At 67.3% G+C, this 18,660-nt stretch carries 14 protein-coding genes, 1 tRNA gene and 1 pseudogene; 8 read left to right on the top strand and 8 right to left on the bottom strand.

Annotation, left to right across the window (positions count from 1 at the left end):
- Positions 1 to 194: 194 nt before the first annotated feature.
- The 3 genes from ACQ86M_RS09960 to ACQ86M_RS09950 form a co-directional block, all read right to left on the bottom strand.
- Positions 195 to 1,838: a DNA repair helicase XPB gene (locus ACQ86M_RS09960; protein WP_431245333.1), complete on the bottom strand. Its 1,644-nt coding sequence runs from the start codon at positions 1,836 to 1,838 to the stop codon at positions 195 to 197.
- Between the two features lie 51 nt (positions 1,839 to 1,889).
- The gene (locus ACQ86M_RS09955; protein ID WP_431245332.1) at positions 1,890 to 2,294 is read right to left on the bottom strand and encodes a hypothetical protein; all 405 of its coding nucleotides are present in this window, start codon (positions 2,292 to 2,294) and stop codon (positions 1,890 to 1,892) included.
- 194 nt (positions 2,295 to 2,488) lie between these two features.
- Positions 2,489 to 4,681 carry a helicase-associated domain-containing protein gene (locus ACQ86M_RS09950; protein WP_431245331.1) on the bottom strand — a complete coding sequence of 731 codons (2,193 nt, stop codon included), beginning with the start codon at positions 4,679 to 4,681 and terminating at the stop codon, positions 2,489 to 2,491.
- Positions 4,682 to 4,737: 56 nt separating this feature from the next.
- Between ACQ86M_RS09950 and ACQ86M_RS09945 the strand changes: the two genes are divergently transcribed.
- On the top strand, positions 4,738 to 5,118 hold the full coding sequence (locus ACQ86M_RS09945) for a cold-shock protein (protein WP_431218554.1): 381 nt from the start codon (positions 4,738 to 4,740) through the stop codon (positions 5,116 to 5,118).
- On the top strand, positions 5,111 to 6,061 hold the full coding sequence (locus tag ACQ86M_RS09940) for a DUF3027 domain-containing protein (protein ID WP_431245330.1): 951 nt from the start codon (positions 5,111 to 5,113) through the stop codon (positions 6,059 to 6,061). The genes ACQ86M_RS09945 and ACQ86M_RS09940 overlap by 8 nt, the downstream gene beginning before the upstream one ends.
- On the opposite strand, the pseudogene ACQ86M_RS09935 reads toward ACQ86M_RS09940, so the two are convergent.
- A pseudogene (locus tag ACQ86M_RS09935) lies at positions 5,987 to 6,145 on the bottom strand (DUF2530 domain-containing protein); the annotation flags it as partial. The gene ACQ86M_RS09940 and the pseudogene ACQ86M_RS09935 sit on opposite strands and share 75 nt — an antisense overlap.
- A gap of 6 nt (positions 6,146 to 6,151) precedes the next feature.
- Positions 6,152 to 7,267 carry a phosphoserine transaminase gene (serC, locus tag ACQ86M_RS09930; RefSeq protein ID WP_431245329.1) on the bottom strand — a complete coding sequence of 372 codons (1,116 nt, stop codon included), beginning with the start codon at positions 7,265 to 7,267 and terminating at the stop codon, positions 6,152 to 6,154.
- A 132-nt stretch (positions 7,268 to 7,399) separates the two neighbouring features.
- Between serC and ACQ86M_RS09925 the strand changes: the two genes are divergently transcribed.
- From ACQ86M_RS09925 to ACQ86M_RS09900, 6 genes are all read left to right on the top strand, one after another.
- Positions 7,400 to 8,092, top strand: coding sequence for a metal-dependent transcriptional regulator (locus tag ACQ86M_RS09925; protein WP_431245328.1), 693 nt, complete (start codon positions 7,400 to 7,402; stop codon positions 8,090 to 8,092).
- A gap of 310 nt (positions 8,093 to 8,402) precedes the next feature.
- Positions 8,403 to 9,206 carry a C40 family peptidase gene (locus tag ACQ86M_RS09920; RefSeq protein WP_431245327.1) on the top strand — a complete coding sequence of 268 codons (804 nt, stop codon included), beginning with the start codon at positions 8,403 to 8,405 and terminating at the stop codon, positions 9,204 to 9,206.
- 345 nt (positions 9,207 to 9,551) lie between these two features.
- Positions 9,552 to 10,067, top strand: coding sequence for an HNH endonuclease (locus ACQ86M_RS09915; protein ID WP_431218549.1), 516 nt, complete (start codon positions 9,552 to 9,554; stop codon positions 10,065 to 10,067).
- Positions 10,034 to 10,699: a class I SAM-dependent methyltransferase gene (locus ACQ86M_RS09910; protein ID WP_431245326.1), complete on the top strand. Its 666-nt coding sequence runs from the start codon at positions 10,034 to 10,036 to the stop codon at positions 10,697 to 10,699. The genes ACQ86M_RS09915 and ACQ86M_RS09910 overlap by 34 nt, the downstream gene beginning before the upstream one ends.
- Positions 10,690 to 10,761 (top strand) — tRNA-Arg (locus ACQ86M_RS09905). Before ACQ86M_RS09910 ends, ACQ86M_RS09905 begins: the two co-directional genes overlap by 10 nt.
- Before the next feature lie 1,284 nt (positions 10,762 to 12,045).
- Positions 12,046 to 13,104, top strand: a complete 1,059-nt coding sequence (locus ACQ86M_RS09900) for a hypothetical protein (RefSeq protein ID WP_431245325.1) — start codon at positions 12,046 to 12,048, stop codon at positions 13,102 to 13,104.
- Positions 13,105 to 13,380: 276 nt separating this feature from the next.
- Here ACQ86M_RS09900 and ACQ86M_RS09895 read toward each other — a convergent pair whose 3' ends face one another.
- The 3 genes from ACQ86M_RS09895 to ACQ86M_RS09885 all read right to left on the bottom strand — a co-directional run bounded on the left by ACQ86M_RS09895 (position 13,381) and on the right by ACQ86M_RS09885 (position 18,294).
- Positions 13,381 to 13,956, bottom strand: a complete 576-nt coding sequence (locus tag ACQ86M_RS09895; protein WP_431245324.1) for a helix-turn-helix domain-containing protein — start codon at positions 13,954 to 13,956, stop codon at positions 13,381 to 13,383.
- A 65-nt stretch (positions 13,957 to 14,021) separates the two neighbouring features.
- A complete protein-coding gene (locus ACQ86M_RS09890) occupies positions 14,022 to 15,185 on the bottom strand; it encodes a tyrosine-type recombinase/integrase (RefSeq protein WP_431245323.1) in 1,164 nt (387 codons plus the stop codon).
- Between the two features lie 505 nt (positions 15,186 to 15,690).
- Positions 15,691 to 18,294: an AAA family ATPase gene (locus tag ACQ86M_RS09885; protein ID WP_431245322.1), complete on the bottom strand. Its 2,604-nt coding sequence runs from the start codon at positions 18,292 to 18,294 to the stop codon at positions 15,691 to 15,693.
- Positions 18,295 to 18,660: the final 366 nt, after the last annotated feature.

Raw genomic sequence — 18,660 nt, 5'->3', positions numbered from 1 at the left:
CCCGATCCCCGTGCCGCGAGGATTCGTGACGAATCGTGTGGGCACCGGCACGCTCGACTCACGACGCGACTGGCTGCACGAAGGAGATCGGGTGCCGAAACTCCTTCGATTGGCAGTCCGGCAGGAGATTCGGCTCGATCGACGGCCGAAACTCCGACGATCCGAAGCGCCCAAGCGCCGAGCGGACGCTGCCCCTACGCCGCCTCGAGCGCGTGCGCGTCCAGGATCGTGTACGAGTACCCCTGCTCCGCCAGGAACCGCTGGCGGTTCTGCGCGAAGTCCTGGTCCACGGTGTCGCGCGCGACCAGCGTGTAGAAGTTCGCCGACAGCCCCGACTCCTTGGGCCGCAGCAGCCGTCCGAGACGCTGCGCCTCCTCCTGCCGGCTGCCGTACGATCCGGAGACCTGGATGGCGACCGTCGCCTCCGGCAGGTCCACCGAGAAGTTCGCGACCTTGCTGACCACGAGCACCTTGGTGCGCCCGTCGCGGAACTCCTGGAACAGCCGCTCCCGCTCATCCACCGGGGTGGCGCCGGTCAGCTGCGGGGCGTGGAGCGCCTGCGCCAGCTCGTCGATCTGGTCGAGGTACTGCCCGATGACGAGGATGCGCTCTCCCTCGTGCCGCGCGACCAGCTGCCGCACGATGTCGAGCTTCGCCGGGGCCGTCGCTGCGAGCCGGTACCGCTCGTCGTCCGGCGCGGCCGCGTAGCTGAGCCGGTCGGAGGCGGGCAGGTCGACGCGCACCTCGTAGCAGGCGGCGGGGGAGATGAAGCCCTGCGCCTCGATCTCCTTCCACGGCGCGTCGAACCGCTTGGGACCGATCAGGCTGAAGACGTCGCCCTCACGCCCGTCCTCGCGCACGAGGGTCGCCGTCAGGCCGAGCCGGCGCCGGGCCTGCAGCTCGGCGGTCAGCTTGAACACCGGCGCGGGCAGGAGGTGCACCTCGTCGTAGACGACGAGTCCCCAGTCGAGCGCGTCGAGCAGTGCCAGGTGCGCGTACTCGCCCTTCCGCTTGGCGGTGAGGATCTGGTACGTCGCGATGGTGACCGGCTTGACCTCCTTCACCTGGCCCGAGTACTCGCCGATCTCCTCGGCCGTCAGCGAGGTGCGCTTCAGCAGCTCGTCGCGCCACTGCCGGGCCGACACGGTGTTGGTCACCAGGATGAGCGTGGTCGTCTTCGCGGTCGCCATCGCCCCCGCGCCGACGAGCGTCTTGCCCGCGCCGCAGGGGAGGACGACGACGCCGGATCCGCCGTCGAAGAAGTTGCTGACCGCCTTGCGCTGGTAGTCGCGCAGCGCCCAGCCGTCCTCCTTGAGCCCGATCTCGTGCGGGGTGCCGGGCGTGTAGCCCGCGAGGTCCTCCGCCGGCCAGCCGAGCTTCACGAGCTCCTGCTTCAGCTGCCCGCGCGCCCACGCCTCCACGACGAAGGTCAGGTCGTCGCGGCGCTCCAGCAGCAGCGGCGCGATCCGCTTGGCGCCGGCGACCTCCGTCAGGACGGCGAGATCCTCGGAGCGCAGCAGCAGCGTCCCCTCGTCGTCGCGCTCGATCACCAGCCGGCCGTAGCGTGCGACGGTCTCCGAGACGTCCACCGAGACGGTCTGCGGGATGGGGAACTTCGAGTAGCGCTCCAGCGTCCCCAGCATGTCCTCGGCGGTGTGCCCGGCTGCGCGCGCGTTCCACAGCCCCAGCCGGGTGATCCGGTAGGTGTGGATGTGCTCCGGCGCCCGCTCCAGCTCGGCGAAGACGGCGAGGTCATGGCGCGCGTCCTCCGCATCCGGGTGCGCGACCTCGAGGAGCACGGTGCGATCGCTCTGGACGATCAGGGGGCCATCCGACATAACGAGCCAGCCTACGCCCTGCGGATGTGCACCGCCTTCAGGATGCGAGCCCTAGGGCGACGCGCACGCGGGACAGTCCGTCGGAGAATGACACCGCTCGAACAACGGGTGGCCGCGTGCCTCGGCCGCGACCCAGGGCACGTCCGAGTGCGCGGCCAGGGCCACGATGCTGCGGTCGGTCACCAGCCGCAGCCGGGAGGCGAGCCAGACCCGGGGCTGACCGCCCACGCCCGTGCGGGAGAGCGCCAGCACCATGCGCGCCAGCCCGCGCCGGCCTCCCGTCGCCGCATCGATGCCACTGAGCAACTGGTCGATCGTCACCGCCTCGATCTCGACGGGCACCGGCGCATCCGGCCCGTCACCGACGATCGTCGCCGAGAGCCGCTCGGTGAGCTCGTCGTACCCCCACGTGCTGCGCTCCGTGTAGCCGGGGATCTCGAGAACGTAGCTGTGCATCCGGTTGTCCTGCCTCGCCTGATCGTGGACTCGCTTTCACCCTAGGGACGACGCTCGGGCCAGGACAGAGTGCGAGCGCGCGATAAAGCATGCATGCCATGAACCGCCCATCTCTTCCTGAGTTCTTCGCGTGACACGCCGCGCCGAACCCGAACAACTCAGGAACTGATGGCTAGGGAGGTGGGATGGCGCGCTCAGCCCTCCGGCGCCGGCCGCACCCCGCGCACGCTCGACAGCGGCAGCGTCCGCTCGATGTCCGCCGCCCGGTCCCGCCCGCGCAGCCGCCCACCTCCGACGCCGGTGGGCTCGAGCAGGTAGTCCACGACCCGTCCGTCGGGCATCGCGACCTCGATCACGATCGGCTGCCGCGCGCGCACCGCGAGGTCGAGCTGCCGCGCCAGCCAGCGCTCGCCCGTGTCGTCGCCCGCCTCCGCCTCGACCTCCCGCAGCCGCTGCACGAGCTCGGTGTCGCGGTCCTGCTCCGCCTCGGGGTGTGGATGCGCGACCCGCTGCCGCCGCAGGGTCACCTCGTTCCCGTGCTCGTCCTCGGCGACGACGGGATACCGCGCGTCGCTGAGCGCCCAGAACACGACATCCCGCCCGAACCGGCTCACCAGCTCCCCGTCGCCGCGCGCCGTCAGCCGCAGGGAGCCGAGCGCCTGGTCGACCTGGATGCTGCGCAGCAGCGTCGCATCCTCAGACCGCACCGCCGCCCGGATCCCGTCGCCGGACACCTCGTGCACCCGCACGCGCCCGTGTCGCTCGGCCGCATCCTGGATCAGGTAGTCGACCGGCTGCGGCAGCCCGGTCAGCGAGATCGTGCTCAGGAACCGCCGGATCCCGTCCGCCGTCTCGCCCGCCGTCAGCGCGCGGTCGACCGAGGTCGCCGAGATGCGGAATGTGGATGCGAGCGCCCGCGACTCCAGCTGCGCGATGCCGCGCAGCCGCGACTCGATCTCGGGCGCGAGCGGCCCGGGCGAGACGATCGTCAGGTCGTGCTGCAGGTAGACGCGGTCGACCTCGGCCGGGAACTGCGCCGCCATGAGCGCCGTCGCCGCATCCGGTCCGTCCTCGACCAGTGCGGCCCCGGCCGAGCTGGGCGCCTGGTGCGCGGTGACGCCCAGCCACTCCGCCAGCCGCGTGTGCGCATCCACCCGCCGCTGCGCCTCCTCGACGGCCGCCGGATGCAGCCAGGCGACGTGCTCACGCAGGCTGTCGCCCCAGGCGGCGCGGCTGCGCAGGGCGAGCAGCGTGCGGATGTCGCCCGGCAGCGCCGCGAGCCAGGCCGCGGCCAGCGCGCGCCAGCGGCCGGGTGTGGGGGAGTGCGACCAGGCGGCGGCGTCGTCCGTCGGCAGCCACATCCCGCCGTCCACTGCTACGAGTCCCGCCCGCTCGGCGGCGGAGACCGCGACCGGCACGACGTCCGCCTCGACCGACAGCGCCTCGGCCAGCCGCTTCACCGCGGGCAGCGCGATGCCGCCCTTCTGCAGCCGCCGGGCGCCCTCGCGCCCGAGCTCGGCGAGCAGCTCGGAGACCGCCGTCACCGCCTCGAACGCCCGCTCGGCGGCCAGCCGGTCGGTGAACCGCCGCTCGGTGTCGGGGACCGGCGCGAGGGCCGGCGGCGGAGGGGTGCCGAGCAGTTCGTCGGCGGACGGCAGTTCCTGCGTCGGCCACGCCTCCAGCTGCGCGACGACCGCGTCGTAGATCCCGAAGGAGGCGTCCTCGGCGGGATGCGCGAGCAGCAGTCGCGACGCCTCGTCGAGGGCGGCAACCACCGCATCCCGCCCGGCGTGCGCGGTGGCGGGCTCGGCCGCGAGCAGCGCGCGCACCTCATCCACCGTCAGCGGAGTGGCGGCGCGCCCCAGCACGACGAGAGCAGACAAGTGGATGCGGTCCAGCGGCGCGAGGGCCCGCTGCAGCGAGTCCGGGTCGAGCAGCGCATCCGCCAGGTCGAAGAAGTCCGCGATGCCCGTGCGCCGGTACGTGCGCCCGTGCAGCGTCTCGGCGAGGACCGCGTCGTCCAGCCCTCGCAGCCGCGCTGCGAGAGCCAGGGTGGTCGTCATCGCGCCGGACCGCCGGCCGCTCGGCCTACCGCCGGCCCTTCGGGGGTTGGCCGCGGCGTTCGCGCGGTTCGCCGCGCGGTTGCGGCGCGCGCTGACGATGAGGAGCACGATGATCAGCACGAAGGCGATCGGCAGCGCCGCGTAGGGGAAGAGGAACACCGTCGGCCAGAGGCCCTGACCCGATCCCTGCTGCGCGAACTGCCCCGCTGCGGTGCCGATGAGGATCGCCACGATGCAGAGCAGCGAGACGATGACGAGCGCGGCGATGATGTACGCGAGGATGCGCTGGAGCCGCGATGCCGGCGGCGGGGTCTGCTGGGTCACGAAATCAAGGATAATTGAGGCTGGTCATCCGATCCCCCATGTGAAGTGAGGTTCCCATGCCTACCGGCAAGGTCAAGTTCTACGACGAGGAGAAAGGCTTCGGCTTCATCAGCTCCGATGACGGCCAAGAGGTCTTCCTGCACGCCTCGGCCCTTCCCGCCGGTGCCGTCGTGAAGGCGGGGTCGCGTCTCGAGTTCGGCATCGCCGACGGCAAGCGCGGGGCTCAGGCCCTCTCGGTGCGGGTGCTGGAGGCACCGCCGAGCCTGGTGAAGATGAAGCGCAAGTCGGCCGACGACATGGCGATCATCGTGGAGGACCTCGTGAAGCTGCTCGACGGCATCGGCGCGAACCTGCGCCGCGGCAAGTACCCCGACAAGGCGCACGGCGCGAAGATCGCGGCCGTGCTGCGCAAGGTCGCGGACGACCTGGATGCCTGAGTACGGCGACGAGGGAGCGACGGGCGACGCGGTCGAGACGGCGGCGGCGCCCGAGGTGGAGGCTGCGTCCGAGGCTGAGGCGACGGCCGAGGCCGCTCCCGAGGACGAGCTGGTGGCGGATGAGGAACTCCTCGCCGCCGTGCCGCTCGCACTCTCCGCGCTGAAAGAGATCACGCCCGAGTCGACCATCGGCGAGCCCATCGGGCACATCGTCGAGAGCCGCACCGCGCTCTCCCTGCTGTTCGCCGCCCGCATGCCCGGCTACCCGGGCTGGCGGTGGACGGTCGCCGTCGGCCGCGCCGCCGACGGCGAGGAGCCGACCGTGCTCGAGGCTGAGCTCATGCCCGGCGACGGCGCGCTGCTCGCGCCCGACTGGGTGCCGTGGTCGGAGCGTCTCGCGGAATACCAGGCCGCCCAGGAGGCGCTGGCCGCGCAGGGTGCGGAGTCCGGCGACGATGAGGCGGAGGACGACGCCGACGACCTCGACGAGGACGAGATCGCCCTCGACGAGGACGAGATCGACCTCGACGACGAAGACGGCGACGAGGACGAGGACGACGACGCGGAGGACGACCGCGACGTGCACGACCTCCACGGCGACGACGACCTCGACGGGGTGGACATCGACAGCGTCGACGTCGACTTCGACGAGGAGACGGATGTCGACCCCGACCTCGACCTGGAGGCCGAGGAGGCCGCCGCGCTCGCCGACGACGAAGACGACGACGACGAAGACGCCGACGACGAAGACGCCGCTGACGACGACCAAGACGCCGCCGACGACGAAGGCGACGACGACTCAGCGCCGCCGGCGGAAGACCGTCAGGTAGACGAGCCCGAGGACGCCGAGGACGAGTCCGACGACGACCGTCCACATCCAGGTGCCGCCGGCTCCGACGCCGACGACGAGCAGCACGACGAGGGCGACCACCCACAGCCCTAGCCCGACGAGCACGGCCCGCCGGTCATCCGTCTTCACGGGGACCGGGTCGGGCCGACGCTCGTCGTCGCGGAGCCAGAGGCGCATCCGGGGTCAGGCCAGTCGCTCGACCACGTACTCGATGCAGCCGATCAGGGCCCGCACATCCGCCGGCTCGATCGCCGTGAACGTGGCGACGCGCAGCTGGTTGCGGCCGAGCTTGCGGTACGGCTCCGTGTCGACGATGCCGTTCGCGCGCAGCGCCTTGGCGACCGCCGCCGCGTCGATCGAATCGTCGAAGTCGATCGTGACGACCACCTGCGAGCGGTGGTCCGGGTTCGTGACGAACGGCGTCGCGTAGTCCACGCCCTCCGCCCACGAGTACAGCGCGCCCGACGACTCGCGGGTGCGCGCGTCGGCCCAGGCGAGACCGCCGTTGCCGTTCATCCACTCGACCTGGTTCTCCAGCAGCACGAGCGTCGCGATCGCGGGGGTGTTGAGCGTCTGGTTGAGGCGCGAGTTGTCGATCGCGTTCTTGAGGCTCAGGAACTCGGGGATGTAGCGGCCGCTGGATGCGATGCGCTCGACGCGCTCCAGGGCGGCGGGGGAGAAGAGGGCCAGCCAGAGCCCGCCGTCCGACGCGAAGTTCTTCTGCGGCGCGAAGTAGTAGACGTCGGACTGGCTGACGTCGAGGTCGACCCCGCCCGCCGCGCTCGTCGCGTCGATCACCGTCAGCGCGCCCTCGTCGCCGTGGACGCGGCGGACCGGCGCCATCACGCCGGTCGAAGTCTCGTTGTGCGGCCAGGCGTACACATCCACGCCCTCCTCGACCTCGACCTCGCTGCGCGACCCGCCCGGAGCCTCGATGACGTGCGGGGCGTCGAGCCACGGCGTCTTCGCCGCCTTCGCGAACTTGCCGCCGAACTCGCCGAAGACCAGGTTCTCGCTGCGCTTCTCGATCAGGCCGAACGCAGCGGCATCCCAGAACGCCGTCGAGCCGCCGTTGCCGATGACGACCTCGTAGCCCTCCGGCAGGCGGAACAGCTCGCCGATGCCCTCGCGCACGCGGCCGACCAGGTTCTTCACCGGGGCCTGGCGGTGGGAGGTGCCGAGCAGCTCCGCGCCGGGACCGGCGAGATAGGCGACCTGCTCCGGGCGGACCTTGGAGGGTCCGCATCCGAATCGACCGTCGGCGGGCAGCAACTCAGAAGGGATCGTGACGTCCGGCATAACTGAAGTGTATTGGCTGTTGCAGGGGTGGGACGGCGTGTTGCGCGGCCGCCGCCCGCGCGTGCCTGCCCCTGTCACCCGCAGCAAGTAGGCTGATATCCGGCATTCGCGCGCCGTCACATGGAGGGGCCCATGACCGATCTGATCGACACGACCGAGATGTACCTTCGCACCATCCTGGAGCTGGAGGAGGACAACATCGTCCCCCTGCGTGCGCGCATCTCGGAGCGTCTCGGCCACTCCGGCCCGACCGTCTCGCAGACCGTCGGCCGCATGGAGCGCGACGGACTCGTGGTCGTCTCCGGCGACCGCCACCTCGAGCTCACCGACGACGGCCGCCGCAAGGCCGTGCACGTCATGCGCAAGCACCGCCTCGCCGAGCGCCTGCTGAGCGACGTGATCGAACTCGAGTGGGAGTACGTGCACGAGGAGGCGTGCCGCTGGGAGCACGTCATGAGCGAGCAGGTCGAGCGCAAGCTGCTGACCATGCTCGGGCACCCGACGGAGTCGCCGTACGGCAACCCGATCCCCGGTCTGAGCGAGCTCGGAGCGGTCGAGTCCTCCGTATCCACTGAGAACCTGGTGAACCTCGTCGACGTCGTCCGCAGCAGCGATTCGGGCGTCTCGGCGAAGATCCGCCGCCTCGGCGAGCCCGCGCAGATCGATCCCGAGCTTCTCCTCCAGCTCAAGCAGGCCGGCGTTTTTCCCGGCTCCACCGGCACTTTCTCTCGGGCGGGCTCCTACGTCGCCGTGCAGATCGACGGCTTCGACTCCGGCCTCGAACTGCCCAACGAACTCGCCGCCCACATCTTCGTCGACGCCTGAGTCCGTTACCGATTCGTTAAAAAGTCGTGCTGAACATGTGACAAACGTGATCCTGTCCCGTAGTCTCTTACGAGTCCGAACGGGCCAGAAGCCGGCCCACAGGACCCCGGATCGTGACGCTCCACCCCCTATTACCCGTCTCACGATCCGTGAAGCCGAAGCCACCCAGCTTTGGACGGGGGCAGCTCCCTAGTGCTGCCGGAGCGCTGGAGGTCACACTTTGGCACAGTCGAGCACGCCCGGTCCCGACCAGGACCGCACGAACCCGAACCAGAGCCTTTCTTCCGACGTCTCCCGTCGCGCGCCCCGCGTGACGCGTGCGAGCGTCGCGTCGTCCCGCCCGGCAGGGTCGCCGGCCCGCGCGACGACGGCCACCGCCGAGCAGCCGAAGAAGAAGCGCAAGGGCGGTTGGATCCTGAACGCCGGTGTCATCACCGTCGCGACCGGCCTCATCGCCACCATGTCGCTCCCCGCCTTCGCGTTCAACCCGAACGGCGCCGAGAACGCCGCCTTCGGCCCGAGCGCCGCGGACTCCATGAAGAAGGCCCAGTCGCAGACCGTCGAGGTCGGCGGCGTCGCCTCCGCCGCGGTCAACCGCGAGGCCGCCTCCGCGACGACCCAGCAGGAGCTGGATGCGCGGGCGGCAGCCGCTGCCGCCGCCGCAGCCGCCGAGGCCGCCCGCCGTCAGGCCGCCGTGCAGCTCGCCACCTACGCCAGCACCTCCGCCAGCGGCCCCTCGGTCTCCGACTTCCTGGCCAACCCGCCGTACCCGAACTTCAGCCTCTCGCAGGTGTTCTCGGTCGCGCAGCAGTACATCGGCACCCCGTACGTCTACGGCGGCGCCAGCCCTGCGGGCTTCGACTGCTCCGGCTACGTCATGTACGTGTACGCCCAGTTCGGCATCAACCTGCCGCACTCCGTGTCCGGCCAGGCCGCCATGGGCAAGCGCATCTCGATCGCCGACGCCCAGCCCGGCGACGTCGTCATCATGAACGGCCACGACGGCTTCTACGCCGGCAACGGCAACATCATGGATGCGCCCGACGTCGGCCGCTCCATCTCCATCCGCCCGATCTGGACGAGCGACTACTACATCGTCCGTCTGGGCATCTGACCGGCATCCGTTCGGTAAACACTTCGCATCACAGCACCGGGATGGCGCGCCACGAATAGGTGGCGCGCCATTTCTGGGTTACCCTTGCGTTCTGAGCTGCCTCGCCGCAGCCGCAGATTCGGAGGATCCGATGGCCGGAAGTCATTCCGCCGGGTCGCTGAGGGCGACCGGGTGGGATGAGTGCGGCCTCGATTTTCTCGCATGCCGCCACCACGTCGAGGCCTGCCGCCGCCACCATGTGGCGTGCCGCCACCATGCTGTCGCCACCCTGGGCGCTGTCCGCACGGACAGTGCCCTTTTTGTTTGCCGTTTTCCCAGTTCTCACCTTTTCCCGGAAGGTCGCAGATGAAGACTCTGGTTCTGAACGCCAGCTACGAGCCGCTCGGCGTGATCTCGACGCGGCGGGCCGTGATGCTCGTCCTCGCCGGCAAAGCGTCCACCATCGCGGGGAGCGGGTCGCAGTTGCACAGCCGCTCCCTGGTCCTGGATGCGCCGAGCGTCGTCCTCCTGAACCAGTACATCCGCGTGCCGCACCGCCGCATCCCGCTGACCCGCAAGAGTGCGTTGGAGCGCTACGGCCACGTCTGTGCCTACTGCGGCAAGTTCGGCGACACGCTCGACCACGTCATCCCGCGCGCCCGCGGCGGCACGCACACCTGGGACAACGTCGTCATCGCCTGCTTCCGCTGCAACAACGTCAAGAGCGATCGGCTGCTCGCCGAGCTCGGCTGGAAGCTCCCCTTCGAGCTGAAGGAACCGCACCTCAACATGGCGTCGCTGATCAGCATGCGCTGGAACGACCCCAACTGGGACGAGTTCACCGAGCCGTGGAGGCGGCACGAGCTGCAGCTGGCGGGCTGACCTCCGTGTCGCTGGTGCGCGACGCCTACGACCGGCGCGCGGCGGAGTACATCGAGCTGTTCGGTTTGATGTCGTCGGCGGATGGGCGGGACCTGAGGGTCGTGTCGTCGTGGGCGGACGGCCTCTCAGGGCCGGTGGTCGACGCGGGATGCGGACCCGGCCAGTGGACGGACTTCCTGCGCCGACGCGGGCTGGACGTGCGAGGTGTGGATCAGGTGCCGTCGTTCGTGTCGTTCGCTCGCGCGACGTATCTCGAAGTGCCGTTCTCGCTCGGGAGCCTGGAGCAGCTGGAGGATGCGCCGGGGAGCGTCGGGGGAGTGCTCGCCTGGTACTCGCTCATCCACTACGCGCCGGATGCGGTGCAGCGCCCGCTGCGGGAGTTCGCGCGGGTGCTGCGGCCGGGCGGCGGGCTGCTGGTGGGGTTGTTCACGTGGGGTGAGGTGGGGGAGTTCTCTCATGCCGTTGCGCCGGCGTGGCGGTGGCCACTCGAGGCGTTCGGGCGGGAGTTGGTGTCGGCGGGCTTCTCGGTGGTCGCGACGGCGTCGCGGGGGATGCTGGCGCGCGGCCGCTGGGGGTGGTCGTGGCGCAGCGGGAGTGAGGGGCCGGTAGACTCGACGGGCCAGCCTCTGTAGCTCAATGGAAGAGCAGTTCCGTCCTAAGGAAACGGTTGGGGGTTCGAGTCCCTCCAGGGGCACTTTTTGAGTGCGGAAAAAGTGCTGGTCAGCGACACAATCTGGGTAGTGGATAACAGTCGCTATTCACTATTTGCCCACAATTTGCCCACAGGGTCGCCAAAAAACTCTAAGAAACTCTAAGAGTGTCGTTGTGATGACGGTGACGCCATATCGACTCGGATGCACCTCGGGCTGCGGCCGGTCGCGCCATTGTGGCCGGGTCTAGCTCTGTGATCGCATCAGATGGTGAACTCGCCACGGAGCGATTACCTCCAGCTGGGAGGCTTATTCGAGGGCAAACCTAGGGCGCGGTCGCGTACGTCAGCTGCCGCTAGGTCGTGAACGCTGGCGGGGCTCAAGATCCTTGGATCCGTATTGTTTTAAGCTCACAGTCTTCACCGAGAATACGGCAGCCTCCGCGATCACGGTGACATACAGCTTCGCGTCGAACTCTCGGAGGACGTCGCGTAGGTCGAGGTGATTGCGTGGACGCCGGCGCGAAGGGAGGTGCCGGCGCCAGTCGACCTCGTCGAGAAGGAGACGCGGGATGCACTCCCACCCCTGGTATGCCTGACATTGCGCCAGACGTCACGAGAGAGGGGGACTGGAACGCTGATGCTACGAAGTGGCCCACGCACGGCAATGTGCGCATGAACCCGTATCTCGTGGACACGGAAAAGGTGAGACCGGGGCCGGATACGCAAGTGGAATGTCGGGGTTCGCCTCGAGTTCCTCGTCTCTCGGACCTTGTCGTCCGCTTCGATCCGAGGCTTCGCCACGGCATAAACGAGGAGAATTCCGAGGAATGTCGTCAGCAGTCCGACCACGACATCTCGCAGGGTTGGGGCGAGGACGCTCCAGAATACGATCACGAGCGCGAGCCTATCCCTGGTCGCGGGGTCCGCTGAGGAGCAAGGGTACCGAAGGTTCTATTGGCGATTGCCTCCTACATCCAGCAGGCAGGATTAAGCACCGAGTCCTGGCCGGCGTCGGCATCGGTCTCGGCGGACGCGGTCAGCTCCGTCATTTTCGTCGGCTAAAGGGGCCCGGATGGACGACAAGACCACTGCCCGGATGCCAATCAGCGTCGCGCCCATTCGCGCCCTCCTTCGCCGCTGTCGTAACGTCGGCTACTTCCGCCTGTCATCGCGGGAGGCGACGCCGGTGGGCCGGCCCCCTCCAAAGGGGATGTGATGGGCACCGGAGAGTCCTTAGGCTGCTAACGATGACTCATGTTTCCCGTGGCATACCGCGTCACGAGACGTTGAATGCGCGCCATTTGACTGCGGATAGGTAGGCGACCCATGCCGATTTTGGTCAGGACTTCGCCGGGAGCGGCTTGGAGCGAGCCTTCCGAGTCGGGGTACGACAACGAAGCGGCACTTCAGCAAATTCTGCACGAGCACCCGAGTTTGATACCGGGGGTGTCCGATCGGGCCGTAGCTTGCCGAGAATTTCAAAGCGGCGTCGGCCCAGCCGATGTCGTGATTCTCAGTGACGAGGGTGAGCTCACGCTGGTCGAGTGCAAGCTGGCCGCTAATCCGCAGGTCAGACGCGAGGTCATCGGGCAAGTACTCGACTACGCGTCCCGAATCTGGCGGATGGATGTCGATGCGTTTGAACAGACGTGGAAGCGCGCCGAAAAGAACGAGCGCTCTCCGTTCGAGCAACTGAACGACGATTCGGGGCGTATTCGTGCCGCTCTTCAGGACAATCTGACCGCTGGTCGGTTCAACCTCGTATTGGCGGTCGATGATCTTAACTTCGACGTCAAACGCATCGTTGAGTTCCTCAACGCCGTGACAATGCCGACCACAAGTGTGATCGTGGTCGAATTCACGCGTGCTCGAGAATCCGGGGTGGAAATCCTGATCCCAACCTCCTACGGATCAGAGCTCGCCGAGGTAAAGAAGCGGCAACCAGGGGCAGCTCGCCGCACTTGGAAGGTTGAGGACTTCTTGCGCTGGTGCGACGAGTTTGATTCGCCCGGCGCCCTGGTCGTCAGCGAATTCCTTCGGGCACTGTCTGCTGCCGGGTTCGAGATCCAGGGTGGCTCTGCAGCGACCCCGTCGTTGAACTGTGGAATAACTTCGCGCGTACTTGGGAGGAAGTGGCCGGTTGCGCTCTACACGAACCCCACTCGGGGCGCGCTGATCGAAATCCGATTCACTGATTTCGAGAATTCATTGGCCGCTCAAGAGGCGCTCGCTAACAAGGTCGAGGCGATCACAGCTATTCCGATCCCCGTCGAAGAGGTTCGGGCGTCCGGATTTCACAAACGTCCAAACGTTCCCGCCCGGCAATTCTCGGAAAGCCAGGTGCGGGAGTTGGCCGCAGCGGTGTCGTCGGCGTTGGAATGCTGAAGTGGAGGCTACAGGACGGAGTCAATCGCTCCAGAATCCGCCTCGGCTTTCTGCAACTACGCGCTCATTAAGTCGATCTGCGACCGACCCGTGCCATGTGATCACGGTAACGACGGCGTGAGACGCCGATGCGAAGTTTCTGATCTGCCGACTCGTCACGGGCGCAAACGTCGCTTGAAGTCAGCGAGTCTGGGGATTCAGCTCGATGTCCGGAAGCAGCGTCGTCATTCGTTGAGTGCTTCGATCAGTGAGGCACGGTCGAGCTGCGGGCTCGGATCAGACACTGGCCAGCGTTCCTTCCTCGATTAGGATGCCGCGTTCGAGGAACTCCGGCGGCACTTGGGAAACGTCCGGCGCATCGTCCAGTGGATGCAGATGCGGGGCCCGCAGCTCTGCGTTGTTGGTGATCGCCTTGCTCGTCCAGGCCGCTGCGGGCAAACGCGCCTGATGTAGCCGGTACGCGACAACTCCGGACAAAGCGGCGTCCCACTCTCGACTACCGGTGCTCTCCGGCTCAGCGATCACCAGCGCGGCGACGACCAAGGGACCTTCCTTGGCAAGTCCATCGGAGAAGTCGAGAAGGGCTCGGAACGCTCCGTCTCTGCTGTCTGCGTGGAGCGCGGTCGCGATTCTCGCCGCCGTTTCGACCGCGCTTGGTTGCGTCGTCGGGATGAGGAGCAGGCGGTGCTGCGCGGCGCGCGCGAGGTGCGCTGCAGACGCGACTCCGGTGTCTCGCCTGCCGCGTTCGACGCCTGAGACGATCGGTTGGTAGGTGTCCGCGCGGTCCGCGAGGTCGGCCTGACTAAGTCCTGCGGCCCTGCGCGCCGCCCGGATGAGATCCGCGAAGGCCATGCCACTGGCCTCCAATCCAAGTTATACTCAATTGAGTATAACTACGATTTGCGCATATGGGCGACTCAATTGCTCCAGAGCCTTCCTCCGCTCTCCGCCAGGACGCGCTCGTTGAGCCGATCAGCGACCGACCCGAGGTCGTCTTCGAAGAGGTCAGCGTAGGTGTCCAGCGTCATCGCGGCGGATTTGTGGCCGAGCATGCGCTGCAGCGCTTTCACGTTGGCGCCGGCACTGACAGCCAAGCTTGCGGCCGTGTGCTTGAGGTCGTGTGGGGTCATGTGCTCGAGTCCGGCGTCGCGCAGAGCGGTCAGCCACCAGGATTGCCGGTTCCAGGCGGTGTCCGGTCGTGCAAGGTAGCCGCCGGCTCGGGCGGGGAACACGAGGTCACCGCGGTTCTTCCCGGCGATGAGCGCCCCGAGACGAGGTGCCAGGAATGCAGGGAAGGGCACGGAGCGAGCCTCCCAACTCTTCGGCGGCCCGACGTGGATGAGTCCGTCCACTTCTGTTGCAGTCTGGTGAATGGCCAGACGGCAACGCTCGAGGTCGATGTCCTCCACGGTGAGGGCGACAGCTTCACCCCATCGAATCCCGGTGTAGGCCAGTGTCAGCACCAGGACGCTGCGCTTGTCATCGGGTACAGCTCGTGCGAAACGGAAGACTTCTTCGTTGGTCAAATACCGGCGCCGCTTCTTGGTCCCCTTACGCGGGAGGTTGCTCGCGCCCCGTGCCGGGTTCGCGGGAATCCTGCCATCGCGTACCGCGACGTCGAGGATCCCCGCGAGGATCCCGACCGCGCGGAGGACGACCCCAGCCGATCGCGGCTTGCCGGCGTTGCCTTGGCGGACTCGTACAGTAAGCGCTTTGCCCTGGCTCAGCTCTCGGATCCACTTTTCGACTGCGGATGGCCGGATCGCGCCGATCGGGGTCGCGGCCCAGCGTGGCTCGACGTAGACACGCCAAGCGATTCGGATGGGGGAGAAGCTCGATGGCTTGAGGGCTTGTTCCTTGTTGGCCAGCCACTCCTCGGCGAGCTCACCGACGGTGATCTTGGACTGGGACGCCTCGAAGTAGGTCCCCTTCGCCATGGCTACTTCGACGGTCGCGTTGTAGAGCTCCGCTTCACGCTTGGTGCGGAACCCTCTCTTTTCGCGTTGCTGGTGTTCGGGGTCGCGCCAGCGCACACGATAGCGCCGGCCTTTGGCCGACTCGTAAGCGTCGATGCTTCCCACTCGCAGAACCTATCCCCGGCCACCGACGAGGTCGGGTCGCGGTGACAAGCGCAATCGACTTGAGCGGTTATCTGCAGATGGGTGCACTCTGGACCTGTGAGAGAGACGCCAGAGCCAAGACCGCAAGGAGCGACAGACGATGAAGCTCTCGAGCTTTGTCGCCAATGGATGCATTTCCTGGGTGCGACTGACGCAGTCGTGGCAACAAACGAATCGCGGCAGATATGCGAACTGTATGGGTCTCGCTTCCTCGGCTGGGTCGAGAATAAGCGTGGGAATTTGGAAGTGGAGCTCGTTGAGCACGCAGCCGCAGTCTCCGCGGCGGATGGTCGTCGAGGGTTGATCTTCGCCCGCCATGGAGTGAGTCCCTTCGCCCGAGTTAGGGCCGACGAGCTTGGAATCGCAATCTTTGGGTTCGATCCTGAAGGGGGACTCTGGACGGAGTCAACCTGGTCGGCCGCGAATGGTACGCAACGGGCTTGGTCGGTTAGACACTTCTGCTTGATCATTTGAGGCCGATCGCGGTGCGGCCATCGGGCGCGGTGACGACCGGTCCGGCCGAGTCTTGGGCAGCCCGCCTCAGCTCTACTAGCGCTGCCGCTCGCGACTTCCCTATGGTCTCTTCCACCGGTTGGCGTTGCATCATCTCGATCAGCTGGGCCTTGGCGGAGTCCGCGGTCGGCGCCACCAGTACAGCGGCGTCGTGCCGCTTCCCCCGAGTGAGGCCGACGTAAAGGCCGGCTGCGTCGACTCCTGGTCCGACAAGGGCGCGGTCGGTCGTCTCGCCCTGAACGCCGTAGACCGTTGTGGCGTAGGCGAGGTGAATGTGCGATGCGGCGTAGTCGAGGCTGACCCGTCTCAGATCGGTCGTGTCGGCGCTCGCGGCGAGGATCGCGTGGTCCTTGCTGATGGTCTTCACGATCCAGTTCTGGCGGTTCTGCACGTCGGAGCCGCTGTCGTTGCGGCGGGTTTGGACAACGTCACCTACGAGGATCATCTGGCCCGATTGCCCAGTAAATGCTTGGCCAGCGTGAATCGCCCCGGACTCAAGTCGTCGGCGTTGGATCGCTTCGCTGATCTCTTGTGCTTCAGCGTGTGTCGCTGTCACCAGCGCGATCGTCTCCCGACACCGCATGGCGTCGAACCAACCCTCGACCATCGCGTCACGCGCCGCGACGTCGTTGTCGGTCATCACGACATGATCTGTGCGGATGAGGTCCTCGGCGACTTCGTACCTTTCGTCGTCACTGTCAGGGTGACGGAGCCGAAGCGTTAGGTCCGCCCAAGCTGGGTCGTTGAAGCGATGGGTTGTCGTGAGCTCCACGCGGTCCGGGGACCGATGCCAGAAGAGCGCCATCGCGCCGGAGTGCCCAACTGGCAAGGCTTGCTGCTGATCGCCAACAAGTGCGACCCCCGCGCCCGTGGCGTGCACGACGTCCAGGAGCGCGGATGCTGCTTCGAGATCCAGCATGCCGGCCTCGTCCACGACGATGCGGTCACCAGGGTTGATGTGGAGCCGCGGGCCGCCATACACCCCGCCGGAAGTCGGGTCCTGCTCACCAATCGATAGCCGATTCCACACCGTTGCGCCCGACGCATCGGTCGCCCAGCGCCATCCGTAATCGTGAAGGAGCTGGTGGAGAGACGACGATGCGCTCATCGTCTCGCGGCCCGCGACAGCGGAAGCCTTCTTGGTCGGCGCGACGATGATCATCTTGTAACCGCGACGCCTCAGAGCAGCTCCGGCCACCTTGAGCATCGTTGTCTTTCCGGTGCCGGCTGGGCCGGAGATGACGACGTTGCGGGATGTGCCCCCGATCGCGGCCGCGCCAGCGAACTGGCCGTCATCTAGCGTCCGGTCGGGCTCAAGTGCGTGAGCGAGTCGCGCGACTTCTTTGGTGTCGAGGATTTCTCCGGGCGCAGAGAATGCGTCAACCTTTTGAGCCAGGGTGGCCTTCAGCGTGGCGGTGGAGAGCGCCATGAGATGCTTCACGTGCTTCGGAGCGTCCCGTTCGGAGATAAGGGTCACAGTGCGCGTGCAAGCGACGACTTGTTCAGCGAGCTTCGTGAGTGCGTCTCGGTCAGCCACAACGCCGGTTGCCGCGATCGCGCGGAGCGCGCCGGCCCGCACGTCCATCATGCTGAAGCGACCGCCACTGCCCGTCGAGCGGGCGTCCGCGTCGACAACGGCTTTGGCGGCCAACAATTCGATGTCGATATCCTCGGCCGCGACATGCGGAAGCCGTGCAGGCGAACGTTGGACGCCGAGTTCTGGGTCGGCGGTGAAGAGTTCTTCCCGGACGAGCGCGGCCCAGTCGTCTTCGTTCAGCTCGCCCGGTTTGTTCGGCCGTCCGACAGCCCATGCCCAGTGGTCGATCTGACTGAGCACATCATGTGGGGGCTCCTGCCCGGGGTGCTGCTGCTTCCACCACGCGATCCGTGTCGCCTTGTTGGCTTCGATCTGAGCGGACCGCTTGGACAGCGGCCGCACTAGGTGCTGGAGTTGGGTGATCTCCCCGTCCTCGTTGAGGGTGAACCCTTTCGCGGCGAGGGCGTTGATCCATACAGGGTCGGTGCGGGAGGCGAGGTCGCCTTCGGCGTTGATGACGTTCTGGAACCGCAATGCCACCCGGGTGTCGATGTTAGACCATCTTCCGTCTTGGCCTTGGACTTTGACGTTGAGCCAGAGGTGGCGGTGCTTGTGCGGGTCCAGGGAGCGGGAGCGTTCGTGGCGGAGTTCGACGACCTCGATCCGGGCGAGGTCTTCACGGATGGCGCCGCCTTTGCCACGGCGGGCGTTGAGCTCGTTCTGCCACAGCTTCACAATCCGATCGCGGAGACGGTCTTGGAGGTCCTCGTACGCGGCGGCCAGGTCGGGGTCGAGCATGGCGGCGATCGAGAACGACTTCGGTGCGTTGATCGTCGCATCCAGAACCAGGTCCGCAACCGGAGACTCCAGGTCCCGCCCGCGACGTTCACCGGTGAGCGGGTCTAGTCCGTGGACCCAGGCTTTGAGCTGGTCGCGGGTGAGGAGGTCGTCGCGGATGTTCCCGTTCTCGACGATGTACCGGGTTATGACGGCGTCGGCGTAGCCGGCAGCGGCGATCACCCCGTCGGCAGTCTTGGCGGTAAGAGTCGCGTCACAGACCCCGGAGAAGGCGTAGTTGACGGCTTGCTTGACCCCGTGGGAGGACTGTCCCCGCTTCCACCTGGCTACTCCACCCCGCACCTAAACTCACCTCCCACTAACCTCGTCTTGAGCTTCCCGAACTGGACGGTCTTGTCCTTTCGAAAAAGAGTTCCTCTACTTATTACTTCCGGTTCCGCGAGCGTTTTGGCGCGCATTTGGCGCGCACTACTACTTTTCCCCGAAGCCGCTCCCTCCCCGGCCGACGGTGACCGCCCAGTTCTGGCCTGTGTTTCCGGGTATCTGAGCAGGCCAACCACCCTCGGCTGCGAATTTGCTGGCCGCGAC

The sequence above is a fragment of the Leifsonia xyli subsp. cynodontis genome (genome assembly GCF_050632205.1).
In the GTDB taxonomy this organism is placed as follows: Bacteria; Actinomycetota; Actinomycetes; order Actinomycetales; family Microbacteriaceae; genus Leifsonia; species Leifsonia xyli_D.
The sequence above is the reverse complement of the archived record's forward strand: the minus strand, read 5'-3'. Positions and strand labels throughout refer to the sequence as shown.

Coding starts and splice junctions, on each gene's coding strand:
- ACQ86M_RS09960 (WP_431245333.1), bottom strand. CDS start 1,838: ATGTCGGATGGCCCCCTGATCGTCCAGAGCGATCGCACCGTGCTCCTC.
- ACQ86M_RS09955 (WP_431245332.1), bottom strand. CDS start 2,294: ATGCACAGCTACGTTCTCGAGATCCCCGGCTACACGGAGCGCAGCACG.
- ACQ86M_RS09945 (WP_431218554.1), top strand. CDS start 4,738: ATGCCTACCGGCAAGGTCAAGTTCTACGACGAGGAGAAAGGCTTCGGC.
- ACQ86M_RS09940 (WP_431245330.1), top strand. CDS start 5,111: ATGCCTGAGTACGGCGACGAGGGAGCGACGGGCGACGCGGTCGAGACG.
- serC (WP_431245329.1), bottom strand. CDS start 7,267: ATGCCGGACGTCACGATCCCTTCTGAGTTGCTGCCCGCCGACGGTCGA.
- ACQ86M_RS09925 (WP_431245328.1), top strand. CDS start 7,400: ATGACCGATCTGATCGACACGACCGAGATGTACCTTCGCACCATCCTG.
- ACQ86M_RS09915 (WP_431218549.1), top strand. CDS start 9,552: ATGAAGACTCTGGTTCTGAACGCCAGCTACGAGCCGCTCGGCGTGATC.
- ACQ86M_RS09900 (WP_431245325.1), top strand. CDS start 12,046: ATGCCGATTTTGGTCAGGACTTCGCCGGGAGCGGCTTGGAGCGAGCCT.
- ACQ86M_RS09895 (WP_431245324.1), bottom strand. CDS start 13,956: ATGGCCTTCGCGGATCTCATCCGGGCGGCGCGCAGGGCCGCAGGACTT.